Genomic DNA, 12005 nt, shown 5'->3' with positions numbered 1-12005 from the left:
TGTTGAGGTGAGTCGCCTATGAAAAATCCCCTGCGTTACCAGGTTTCTGAATACGACTGCGGCCCCACTTCATTGCTCAATGGTATATCATATCTCTTTGAGCGGGAGGAAGTGCAGCCGGAAATCCTCAGGAACATCATGCTCTATTCCCTGGACTGCTATGGCAAGGGGGGAGTCATGGGCAAGAGCGGCACCTCCCGCATGGCCATGATGTTCCTCTCCCGCTGGCTCTGCGGGGTGGGGAAGGCAGGGCTCCTGCCCATCGAGTGCCATTATCTTTCCGGCAGGTCGGTTTATCTGGGCAATGAAAGCCTCATAGACGATGCCCTCTGCCGGGGAGGTGCGGTGGTCATGCGCCTCTATATGGATGGCAAGCACTATGTGCTGCTCACAGGGAAAGAAGGAGAGAGGATTTTCCTTTTTGACCCCTACTATATGGAGGAATTGCCCTTCGGGGAGGGCATTGAGTGCGACTTTCAGCATCCCAGGGAGTACAACCGCATTGTGCCCGTCAGCTGCTTCAACCGGGCAGGTGAGCTGCCCTACGCCCTGGGGGCGGTGGAGGAAAGGGAGGCAGTGCTCATCTTCGACACCCGCACCAAGCGCACACCTGAGCGCACCATTGAGTATTTCATCTAATTTCTGATTTAGGGGAGAAGAATATGAAAGATGTACCTGCAGAAGTTTTGAGCTATATTATGGAGCTCCTGCGTGAGCTTTACTTCGGGGAAGTGGTTATCATTGCCCAGAACGGCGTCCTCATCCAGGTGGAGCGCACGGAGAAGATGCGGGTACATCCCTGGACAGGCCTTGCCAAGCCCCACCCCTGGACCTCAGAGACGGAAAAGAACCTGCGGGCCACCATCAAGCGTGAGCTGGCCAGCCTTTACTACGGCCGCCTGGCTATCGTGGTGAAGCAGGGCACGATTACTCATTTTGACCGTCTGGAGAAGCAGCGGTTTATGGACGGAGACGGGATCTGACATGATTGGACAACCTCTCGTGCGTTATTTTTTTAATGCATGGGAGGTTTTTGGCTTTTCATGGCGAACTAAAATATATAATTCTTAAAAATTACTTATAACGAGGAAGAAGATGTCCCCCACCTCTGCAGGTGGGGGGGCGAATATCATAACAGGCGGTGAGCACATATCTCCCGCCTCGTTGAAACGCCAAGAGGAAGTTTTGCCTACGGCAAAACTGGAACAACGGCGTTATAATGATGGGGAGGAACGATTTATGGATAAATACATAGAGTCGCTTTGCTCCATAGAATTTATTGCCCCCCCCCCTGTGCACATCGTTGCATGCAGATTGGACAATCATCAATAAACGGAATATCTGTGCCTATCTACTATGAACAGGACAACGTTTCGGCTGTCGGCTGAAATGTTGTCCTGTTCATATTTTTTTATAAGGCCATTGTTCCAGCTTTGTCGATAGACAAAGCTTCCTCTTGGCCTTTCAACGAGGCGGGAGATATTAACTCGCCGCCTGTTAGTAGTTTGCCGCCCCCACTTATAGAAGTGGGGGACATCTTGTACTCGTTATAGATACGGAGTAGCTGATTTTATCCACTGCTCAGCAGAATTATATATGGGAGGTGCTGGTATGCTTTCTGTTAAATCAAAGTTGATAGCATTGCTGGTGTGTGCCTTACTTGTGGTTGCGGGGGCCGCTGGTGCTATGAGTGCAATCACCTTGAGAGAGACGGTCAGTAGGGATGCGCAAAAGCTGATGCTCTTGGAGTGCAAGACGGGGCAGGAGAAACTGGACAATGAACTCAAAAGCGTGGAGCAGTCGGTGTTCATGGTTTCGACCTTTGTGCAATCAGATTTGGACGGTCTGGATGATGCGAAACTTCAGGCCCATCTCATCCGGGTCAGGGACATTTTCAATAAAATGTCCAGCAAGACCAGCAGTATCTTGACTTATTATTATCGCATAGATCCCGAAGTCTCCCGTACGGTCAAGGGCTTTTGGTATGTGCGCGGTCCGGAAGGGGTAAGGGAGCACGAGGTGACGGATATTTCCCTCTATGATACCAGGGATACTTCTAAATTGGTGTGGTTCACTGTACCCAAGAATATCGGCAAGGCTGTATGGCTGCCGCCTTATATAACAGAAAATCTGGGGGCGGAAGTGATTTCCTACAACGTGCCTGTGTATTATCAGGGGCAATTTGTAGGGGTCATCGGCATAGAGATAGATTACTCTGAAATGGCGAATATAGTCGGCAGCATAAGGTTGTACGACAAAGGCTATGCCTTTATCAATGATGAAGAAGGAAAACTCGTCTACCACCCTAAGATGGATATAGCCACTTTGGACGAGAAGCCTGCAGTGCCCAACGGCATCCTGAGTAATAGCAAGTTCGTCCATTACACCTATGAAGGGGTGGAAAAGGAGGCTGTCTGGTTCGAACTAAGTAACGGCATGCGCCTGAATCTGGCTGTCCCGGTGGAGGAACTGGATGCTGACTGGCAAAGGCAGAGCATAAGGGTGGCCGTCACTTTAGCTGTTCTTTCTCTGGCGATGATCATACTCATCAAGATAGCAGTAGCTCAAATACTGCGCCCCCAATAAAATTGTGGAAAAATGCAGCTACATGATTGTGTTGTACTCCGACTACGGGACTGTAGGGCATTTGGTGGCTGAGCATATTTTCTCTTGCTTGTGCCGCGTCCCGGCAGGAAAGATGACCTGTTTCCTAGAAGTAAACAAGAAAGTCTTTACTGGGGGTGCTGATGGTGAAATGGTGGCTGAAGGCAGGGGTTGCCTTGGGAATCTTTGCAGCGGCGGGGCTTTTCTCCGGCTGTATAGGAGAACAGACCTCTGACAAGGGCAGTTCAAGGGCGAAGGCGGAGTTCCTGAATGTTTCTTACGACCCTACCCGCGAGCTGTACGCCGAGTTTGATCATGTTTTTGGTGAGAGATGGAAGCAGCAGACGGGGCAGGAGGTGGATTTCAATCACTCCAATGCCGGCTCAAGCATGCAGGCCCGTTCTGTCATTGGCGGCACGAAAGCTGATGTGGTGACTCTGGCTCTGGCTTATGATGTAGATGAGATAGCCAGGGCGGGGCTGATTGACAAGGACTGGAGCAAGAAGTTCCCGGATAACTCAGCCCCCTACACCTCTACCATCGTGTTTTTGGTGAGGAAGGGGAATCCCCAGAACATCCGGGACTGGGACGATCTGATCTGGCCTGGCGTGGAAATCGTCACGCCGAACCCCAAGACCTCCGGCGCTGCCCGTTGGAGTTATCTGGCGGCCTGGGAGTACGCCAGCTGGAAGAGTGAAGGCGATGAAGGCAGGATCAAGGATTTTATGCGGGAACTCTACAAAAATGTGGTGTCCCTGGATGACGGCGCCCGCGGCGCCACCAAGACTTTCATAGACCTGGGCAAGGGGGATGTGCTCATTGACTGGGAAAATGAGGCCCTGGCAGCGGTGAACGCCTATCCAGATTTTGAAATCGTGAGGCCTTCTGTCTCCATCCTGGCAGAGCCCAGCGTGGCGGTGGTGGATGCTGTAGTTGACAAGAAGGGCACCCGGGAGATAGCAGAGGAGTATATCCAATACCTGTATTCCCTGCCCGGTCAGGAGATTGCTGCGAAGAATTTCTACCGTCCCCGCAATATGCAGGTTTTTGCCAAATACAGGTCGAATTTCCCGGAGCTGAATCTCGTCACGGTGGACGAGGCTTTTGGCGGCTGGGATAAGGCTTATGAAAAGCACTTTGCCAGCGGCGGCACCTTTGACCAGATTTATCGCAGATAAAATGATAAAAACCTATTGACATACAGGGTGTAATAGTGTAACATAAGGACATGTCAGAGATAACTGACATCTTCTTACAATTTAAGTTGAGCTGACCAAAAAAATTGGAGGCTCCAGAAGCAAGACCCTATCGAAGGGAGCGCTTTTGGAGCCTCTTTTTGCAGAATGAAAGGGGATTTTACTATGAGCCAGTACAAATTTGAAACCTTGCAGCTTCACGTAGGACAGGAACAGCCGGATCCGGCAACTGATGCCCGTGCGGTTCCTATTTACCAGACTACTTCCTACGTTTTCCGCAATAGCCAGCACGCCGCTGACCGCTTTGACTTGAAAGATGCAGGCAACATTTACGGCAGACTGACCAACAGCACCCAGGATGTGTTGGAAAAGCGCATTGCAGCTTTGGAGGGGGGCACCGCAGCTCTTGCCGTAGCCTCTGGCGCGGCTGCCATCACTTACACCATTCAGGCTCTGGCTGCCAAGGGCGGTCACATCGTAGCCCAGAAGACCATCTACGGCGGAACTTACAACCTCCTGGCTCACACCCTGACGGATTTCGGCGTGGAAGCCACTTTCGTGGATGCACATAACCTGGCTGAGGTTGAGGGTGCCATCAAGGAAAACACCCGCGCCATCTATCTGGAAACTTTGGGCAACCCCAACAGCGATATTCCCAACATTGACGCTATCGCAGAAATCGCTCACAAGCACGGCCTGCCCCTGGTGATTGACAACACTTTCGGGACCCCGTATCTCATCCGTCCCATCGAGCATGGCGCAGACATCGTGGTGCACTCTGCTACCAAGTTCATCGGCGGCCATGGCACTACGCTGGGCGGTGTTATAGTGGACGGCGGCACCTTTGACTGGAAGAAGAGTGGCAAATACCCCGGCATTGCCGAGCCGAATCCCAGCTATCACGGCGTTTCCTTCGTCGATGTGGCCGGCCCTGCTGCCTTTGTGACCTATGTGCGGGCCATCCTGCTGCGTGACCTGGGAGGGGCTATCTCCCCCTTCAACGCCTTCCTGCTCCTGCAGGGCGTGGAAACTCTCTCCCTGCGCCTGGAGCGCCATGCGGAGAACACCAAGAAGGTGGTGGAGTTCCTGGAGAGGCACCCCAAGGTAGCCAAGGTGAACCATCCTTCCCTGCCGGACCATCCGGACCATGCCCTCTATGAGAAGTACTTCCCCAATGGCGGCGCTTCCATCTTCACCTTTGAAATCAAGGGAGGCAAAGAAGCAGCCTGGAAGTTCATCGACAACCTGAAGATCTTCTCCCTGCTGGCCAATGTGGCTGACGTCAAGAGCCTGGTAATCCATCCGGCTTCCACCACCCACAGCCAGCTCACCGATGAGGAACTGGCCGACCAGGGCATCAGCCAGAGCACCATCCGCCTGTCCATCGGCACAGAGCATATCGACGACATCATCGCAGACCTGGAGAACGGCTTTGCAGCCGTCTAAAGAGGAGGCGTACATATAATGGCAAAAATCTATGAAAGCGTGGCAGAGCTGATTGGCGGCACTCCGCTTTTGAAAGCCAATAACTTCATCAAAGCAAATGACCTCAAGGCCAATATCCTGGTGAAACTTGAATATCTCAATCCTGCCGGCAGCGTGAAAGACCGCATTGCCAAGGCCATGATAGAGCAGGCAGAGAAAGAGGGCAAGATCAACAAGGACACGGTCATCATCGAGCCCACCAGCGGCAACACGGGCATCGGCCTGGCCAGCTTTGCTGCCGCCCGGGGCTACAAGGCCATCCTCACCATGCCGGAGACCATGAGCGTAGAGCGCAGGAATCTTCTGAAAGCCTATGGCGCCCAGATAGTCCTGACCGACGGCGCCAAGGGCATGAAGGGGGCCATTGCCAAGGCTGAGGAACTGGCAAAGGAGACTCCTAATGCCTTTATTCCCTCCCAGTTCACCAATCAGGCTAACCCTGCCATCCATGAAGCCACCACTGGCCCGGAGATCTGGCAGGATGCAGATGGCAAGGTCGATGCTTTCGTGGCAGGTGTAGGCACCGGCGGCACCCTTACTGGTGTAGGCCGTTACCTCAAGAAGCAGAAGGCTGATGTCCATGTGGCAGCTGTGGAGCCGGAGACCTCTCCTGTGCTCAGCAAGGGCACGGCAGGCCCCCACAAGATTCAGGGTATCGGTGCAGGCTTTGTGCCGGAGACCCTGGACCAGAAAGTTTATGACGAAGTGCTGCCCATCGCCAATGAGGACGCCTTCAAATACGGCCGCCAGTTCGCCCACAGCGAGGGTGTGCTGGTAGGCATCAGCTCCGGCGCCGCTCTGGCTGCCGCCGTGCAGCTGGCCAAGCGTCCGGAGTTCGCAGGCAAGAACATCGTAGTCCTGCTGCCAGACACCGGCGACAGGTATCTGTCCACGGAACTGTTCAGCGAGTGATTGCAGCCTTACCTATGAGCCTTCCCTTTTGGGGAGGCTTTTTTTCTTGACATTTCCCTCTATACCCTATAAAATTGTAAACAACTATTACCTACTAGTTTATTGGGTTTATAACGAGTACAAGATGTCCCCCACTTCTATAAGTGGGGGCGGTAACTTACTAACAGGCGGCGAGTTAATATCTCCCGCCTCGTTGAAAGGCCAAGAGGAAGCTTTGTCTATCGACAAAGCTGGAACAATGGCCTTATAAGCAGAGAAAAAAGGAGAGCATTATGGCAGAGCTTTTGACGATAAAGAACCTCCGGGCGGGGGTGGAAGACAAGGAAATCTTGAAGGGCATTGACCTTAGCCTGGGCAGGGGCGAGGTACACGTGCTGTTGGGGCCCAATGGCTCCGGCAAGTCCACTTTGATGAACGTGCTGCTGGGACATCCTAAGTATCAGGTGACTGAGGGCGCGATTGAATTCGAAGGCGAGGACCTGCTGGAGAAGGCTGCCTACGAGCGGGCAAGGGCGGGGCTGTTCCTGTCCTTCCAGTCTCCGGAGGAGATACCGGGCATCACCCTTGAAAACATGATCCGCACGGCGAAGCAGGCCGTCACCGGGGAGAAGGTGAAACTCCTGCCCTTCCGCAAAGCCTTGAAGGCTGCCATGGAAGAATTGCAGATGTCCCCCGAGTATGCCCAGCGCTATCTCAATGTGGGCTTTTCCGGCGGCGAGAAGAAGCGGGCGGAGATACTGCAGCTCCTGATGCTCTCACCGAAGCTGGCGCTCCTTGACGAGACTGATTCAGGACTTGATGTGGATGCGGTGCAGGTGGTTTCCGCCGGGGTGGCGCGTTTCCAGCAGGAGAATCCCGACAGCTCCGTGCTGATCATCACCCACAACACCCGCATTCTGGAGAAGCTGAAGGTGGACAAGGTGCATGTGCTGATGGAAGGCAAGGTCATAGAGGAAGGCGGCCCTGAGCTGATTGCCTCTGTGAATGACCACGGCTTCACCCATCTGCTGGATGCGGAGGGGTGAGCTGATGGGAAAGAAAAAGACTTATGTGGAGGACATCGAGCGTGCCCTCTACGATATCAAGGATGTTGACCATAGCCTCTATAAGTCCAAGTCAGGCCTTACGGAGGAGATTATCAGGGATATTTCCCAGAGGAAGAACGACCCTGATTGGATGCTTCAGTTCCGCTTGAAATCTTTGGCAGTTTACAACAGCCTTTCCCTGCCGGCCTGGGGGCCGGATATTTCCGAGCTGGATATGGATGAGATTGTCACCTACGTCCAGCCGGATGCCAAGATGACCGGGGATTGGCAGCAGGTGCCTGAGGATATCAAGGATACCTTTGACCGCCTGGGCATCCCCGAGGCAGAGCAGAAATCCCTGGGGGGCGTGGGCGCCCAGTATGACTCCGAGGTGGTTTACCACTCCATTCAGGAGGATCTGGTGAAGCAGGGGGTCATCTACACTGATATGGAGACGGCCCTGCGGGAGCATGAGGAGATTGTCAAAGAATACTTCATGACCCTGGTGCCTCCCAAAGACCACAAGTTCGCTGCCCTCCATGGGGCGGTGTGGTCCGGCGGTTCCTTCGTCTACGTGCCCGAGGGGGTGCAGGTGGAGATTCCCCTGCAGTCCTACTTCCGGCTGAATGCGGCGGGAGCAGGGCAGTTCGAGCATACCCTCATTATTGTAGAAAAAGGGGCAGGGCTCCATTTTATCGAGGGCTGCTCTGCGCCAAGGCACAATGTCACCAACCTCCATGCAGGCTGCGTGGAGCTCTTTGTGAAGGAAGGGGCCAGGCTCCGCTACTCCACCATTGAGAACTGGAGCCGCAACATGATGAACCTGAACACCAAGCGGGCCCTGGTGGAGAAGGACGGCCTGATTGAGTGGGTCAGCGGTTCCTTCGGCTCCCATATTTCCTGCCTCTATCCCTGCAGCGTGCTCCACGGGGAGAACGCGCGCTGCGAGTTCACGGGAGTGACCTTTGCTTCCAAAGGCCAGAATCTGGACACAGGGGCCAGCGTCATACACGCCGCACCCCATACCTCCGCCAATATCAACACCCGCACCATTTCCAAGGCCGGCGGCGCTGCCACCTATAGAAGCGCCGTGAAGGTGACGAAAAATGCTCCTTACGCCAAGTGCTCAGTGAACTGCGAGTCCCTGATGCTGGACGATGAATCGAGAAGCGATACCCTGCCTGTCATGGACATTGAGGGCAAGGAAGCCAATATCGGCCACGAGGCCAAGATTGGCCGCATCAGCGACGAGGCCATCTTCTACCTGATGAGCAGGGGCATTGATGAAAACGAGGCCAGGGCCATGATTGTCAGAGGGTTCGTGGAGCCTATTGCCAAAGAACTGCCGCTGGAGTATGCGGTGGAAATGAATAATCTTGTTAATCTGGAATTAGAAGGGACAATGGGGTGACGAAATGGAAGCAATATCACAAGAGATCTTTTCCGCTATCCCCATGCCCACCTGGCGCTGGCTGGGGGTCAACGAGGCGAAAGTCCCGGCGGGGGTCAGTAGCAAGGAAACCAAGATAAAGAAAATCACGCTGCTGGCGGGGGAGAAGCGGACAGTCTCACGCAAGGAAACGGCTGGCAGCAAGGAATTGCATATCATACTGGAACCCTGGGCAGACCTGACCCTGGAGCAGGCAGTGCTCCTGGATGCTGGCAAGTCTTCGGCAACCAAGGTGAAGGTCACGGTGAAGGACGGTGCAAGGTTCAACTATACCGGGGCTTTCCTGGGGGGCAAAGAGGCTGTAACGGAATTGGAAGTTGAACTTTCAGGGAAAGAAGCCAAGGCTGATGTCTGGGCTCTTTATTTGGGAGATTCAGCCAACAAGCTGGACATGAACTACATTATTCGCCAGCAGGGCCGCCGCACCGAGGCCAATATGCAGGTGCGGGGAGCTTTGCTTTCGGGGGCGGAGAAAATCTTCCGGGGCACCCTGGATTTCCTGCAGGGCACCAAAGGCTCCGTGGGACGGGAGAATGAGGAAGTGCTGCTGCTGTCCGACGATGTGCGGAACCGCAGCGTGCCTCTCATGCTTTCCCACGAGGACGAAGTGGACGGCCACCATGCTGTGAGCGTAGGTCAGATGGATGAGGAGAAGCTCTTTTATCTGATGAGCCGGGGCCTCAGTCCTCAGGAGGCCAGGCGGCTGATGGTCACCGCTATCCTCCAGCCGGTGCTGGACCGCTTCTCCACAGACCTGCGGGAAGATTTGACGAGGGAACTGGAAGGGAGGCTTACCCATGAGTGAGCAGGATTTTCTGAGGGATTTTCCCCTTTTGAACAACAAGACAAACAGCATTGCCTACCTGGACAACGGTGCCACCACCCAGAAGCCTGAGTCCGTGATACAGGCCATCTGCGGCTATTACGGCGGCTGCAATGCCAACCCCCACCGGGGAGCCTATGCCCTGTCGGTGAAGGCTACGGATATCTATGAGAATGCCCGGGCCAAGACGGCGAAGTTCATCAATGCCAAACGCCCGGAGGAAATCATCTTCACCAAGAATGCCACGGAAGCCTTGAACCTTGTGGCTTACTCCTACGGCCTTGCCAACGTGGGACAGGGGGATGAAATAGTCATCACCATCTCCGAGCATCACAGCAATCTGGTGCCCTGGCAGCATGTGGCGAAGGCGAAGGGAGCAACCCTCAAGTACATCTACCTGGAGGAGGACGGCAATCTCTCTCAGGAAGATATTGCTGCCAAGATCACAGAGCGTACCAAGATAGTGGCCGTGACCCAGGTTTCCAATGTCCTGGGCCTCAAGAATGATGTGAAGTCCATCGTGCAGAAGGCCCACAGCGTGGGGGCGGCAGTAGTGGTGGACGGCTCCCAGAGCGTGGCCCACATGAAAGTGGATGTGCAGGACCTGGATGCGGATTTCTTCGCCTTCTCCGGCCACAAGATGCTCTCTCCCATGGGCATTGGCGTGCTCTATGGCAAGTATGAGATTTTGGATAAGATGAGTCCCTTCCTTTTTGGCGGGGATATGATTGAGTATGTGGAAGAGCAAAGCACCACCTATGCCGAACTGCCCTCCAAGTTTGAGGCGGGCACCCAGAACGTGGGCGGTGCCGCAGGCCTTTCTGCCGCCATCGACTATCTGGAGAAGATTGGCTTTGACCGCATCGAGGCCATTGAAAAAGATTTGGTGGACTACGCCCTGCCGAAGCTCAGGGAAATGCCCTTCATCGAGCTTTACGGCTGCGATAGCAAGCGGGCGAACAAGACGGGCATCATCACCTTCAACGTGAAGGACGTCCACCCTCACGATGTGGCCAGCATCCTGGACAGCCAGGGAGTAGCTGTGCGGGCGGGCCATCACTGCGCCCAGCCCCTCATGAAGTATCTGCGCCAGAATGCCACCTGCCGGGCCAGCTTCTACCTCTACAACACCCGGGAGGATGTTGACCGCTGGCTGGAAGCCTTGACCAAAGTAAGGAGGGTCATGCACCTTGAATGATTTGGAAGCCATCTACACGGAAGTCATCACCGAGCACAGCCGCTGCCAGGAAAACAAGCACCCCCTGCAGTGTGCTACCTGCTGCCAGAAGGGCCACAACCCTTCCTGCGGCGACGAGATAACCCTGGAACTGCAGGTGGAGGAGGGCAAAGTAAAAGATGCCGCTTTCACCGGGGCCGGCTGTGCCATCTCCCAGGCCTCCACAGACATCATGATTGACCTCATGCGGGGCAAGAGCGTGGAGGAGGCCAAGGGACTGACAGAGAAATTCATCGGCATGATCAAGCGTGAAATCACCGATGAGGAAGAACTGGAAGACTTGGACGAGGCCATCGCCCTCAAGAACATCGCCAATATGCCTGCCAGAGTGAAGTGCGCCCTGCTGGCGTGGCGGACGATGAGAGAAGCACTGGAGAATAAATGACAAAGAAGCTGCTTTCCTTGATGAGTGGAAAGCAGCTTCTTTTGATTCACAGCAGGTCCGTTAGCTTCTTATTATAGAAAAAGTCATGCACCAGTTGATTGTACTCTGTCCAGAGGGGGAGGGTCTTGCAGCCGCCCTGGCGGGCACAGTCGAAGTCCTTGCGGCTGAGGCAGGCCACAGGGGAGAGGGAACCTTCCATCAGTTCGATGATCTCGCCCACGGAGTATTCCTCAGGCTTGCGGCAGAGCTTGTAGCCGCCGCCTTTGCCGCTGGCTCCCACCAGGAAGCCTCCTGTCACCAAATCCTTCACGATGATCTCCAAGTATTTCTTGGAAATCTCCTGCCGGGCGGCGATGTCCTTCAGGGGGATGAACTTTCCTTCGTCGTTCTCCGCCAGGTCAAGCATGACACGCAGGGCATAGCGCCCACGAGTGGAAATCATGTAATCAGCTCCTTCAGTTTTTACCTATTATACCTTAGGGTGAATAGGCTGGCAATGCTTAAAAATAATCCTGTAACTTTTTTAAAAAAGTTGTTGACAAACACCTTCGAGACGTGTATCATAATACAAGTCGCTAACGGGAGCGGCAAGCACGAAAGAGTTTCCTACAATATAAAAGAGAGCCTTGATTGGCCAGCAAAAATATTGAAAAAGAAATTCAAAAAAGTGCTTGACACTCCGAAAGAGACAAGATAAAATAAACAAGTCGCTTCAAGCGAGCGGCTCTTGAGAAATCAAGTTGTTCCTTGAAAACTAAACAATGCAAACGAAAACAAATTTGTTTTCAAGCCAGATGTTAGTCAAACTTTTAGTTTGAACCAAAACATCGGTTGCACATCTGAAAAGATGAAGCATGGTTATAAAGAAACCATACTGAATAGCAACTG

At 53.9% G+C, this 12005-nt stretch carries 12 protein-coding genes; 11 read left to right on the top strand and 1 reads right to left on the bottom strand.

Annotation, left to right across the window (positions count from 1 at the left end; all coding sequences use genetic code 11):
• The first annotated feature begins 18 nt into the window (after nt 1-18).
• From BLW59_RS09220 to sufU, 11 genes are all read left to right on the top strand, one after another.
• Complete coding sequence (locus BLW59_RS09220) at nt 19-639, top strand: peptidase C39 (RefSeq protein ID WP_074697562.1); 621 nt, start codon at nt 19-21, stop codon at nt 637-639.
• Nucleotides 640-662: 23 nt separating this feature from the next.
• Nucleotides 663-983, top strand: a complete 321-nt coding sequence (locus tag BLW59_RS09215; RefSeq protein WP_074697561.1) for a YezD family protein — start codon at nt 663-665, stop codon at nt 981-983.
• A 703-nt stretch (nt 984-1686) separates the two neighbouring features.
• Nucleotides 1687-2586 (top strand): cache domain-containing protein, encoded by a 900-nt coding sequence (locus BLW59_RS09205; protein ID WP_175463401.1) that lies wholly within the window; start codon nt 1687-1689, stop codon nt 2584-2586.
• Nucleotides 2587-2747: 161 nt separating this feature from the next.
• Complete coding sequence (locus BLW59_RS09200) at nt 2748-3782, top strand: sulfate ABC transporter substrate-binding protein (RefSeq protein WP_074697558.1); 1035 nt, start codon at nt 2748-2750, stop codon at nt 3780-3782.
• Between the two features lie 183 nt (nt 3783-3965).
• Nucleotides 3966-5246 (top strand): O-acetylhomoserine aminocarboxypropyltransferase/cysteine synthase family protein, encoded by a 1281-nt coding sequence (locus BLW59_RS09195; protein ID WP_074697557.1) that lies wholly within the window; start codon nt 3966-3968, stop codon nt 5244-5246.
• An 18-nt stretch (nt 5247-5264) separates the two neighbouring features.
• Entirely contained in the window at nt 5265-6197 is a 933-nt protein-coding gene (cysK, locus tag BLW59_RS09190) for a cysteine synthase A (RefSeq protein ID WP_074697556.1), read from the top strand.
• A gap of 272 nt (nt 6198-6469) precedes the next feature.
• On the top strand, nt 6470-7222 hold the full coding sequence (gene sufC, locus BLW59_RS09180) for a Fe-S cluster assembly ATPase SufC (protein WP_074697554.1): 753 nt from the start codon (nt 6470-6472) through the stop codon (nt 7220-7222).
• Between the two features lie 4 nt (nt 7223-7226).
• Nucleotides 7227-8633: a Fe-S cluster assembly protein SufB gene (gene sufB, locus BLW59_RS09175; protein ID WP_074697553.1), complete on the top strand. Its 1407-nt coding sequence runs from the start codon at nt 7227-7229 to the stop codon at nt 8631-8633.
• Between the two features lie 4 nt (nt 8634-8637).
• The gene (locus BLW59_RS09170) at nt 8638-9477 is read left to right on the top strand and encodes a SufB/SufD family protein (protein ID WP_029542661.1); all 840 of its coding nucleotides are present in this window, start codon (nt 8638-8640) and stop codon (nt 9475-9477) included.
• Nucleotides 9470-10693, top strand: coding sequence for a cysteine desulfurase (locus tag BLW59_RS09165; RefSeq protein ID WP_074697552.1), 1224 nt, complete (start codon nt 9470-9472; stop codon nt 10691-10693). Before BLW59_RS09170 ends, BLW59_RS09165 begins: the two co-directional genes overlap by 8 nt.
• On the top strand, nt 10686-11117 hold the full coding sequence (gene sufU / locus BLW59_RS09160) for a Fe-S cluster assembly sulfur transfer protein SufU (protein ID WP_074697551.1): 432 nt from the start codon (nt 10686-10688) through the stop codon (nt 11115-11117). The genes BLW59_RS09165 and sufU overlap by 8 nt, the downstream gene beginning before the upstream one ends.
• 46 nt (nt 11118-11163) lie before the next feature.
• Here sufU and BLW59_RS09155 read toward each other — a convergent pair whose 3' ends face one another.
• Nucleotides 11164-11559 carry an RrF2 family transcriptional regulator gene (locus BLW59_RS09155; RefSeq protein WP_029542666.1) on the bottom strand — a complete coding sequence of 132 codons (396 nt, stop codon included), beginning with the start codon at nt 11557-11559 and terminating at the stop codon, nt 11164-11166.
• Between the last annotated feature and the right edge of the window lie 446 nt (nt 11560-12005).

This window comes from Selenomonas sp. KH1T6, assembly GCF_900108415.1.
Taxonomy (GTDB): Bacteria; Bacillota; Negativicutes; order Selenomonadales; family Selenomonadaceae; genus Selenomonas_B; species Selenomonas_B ruminantium_A.
Note: the sequence above shows the minus strand (reverse complement) of the source record. Positions and strands in the feature narration are given on the sequence as shown.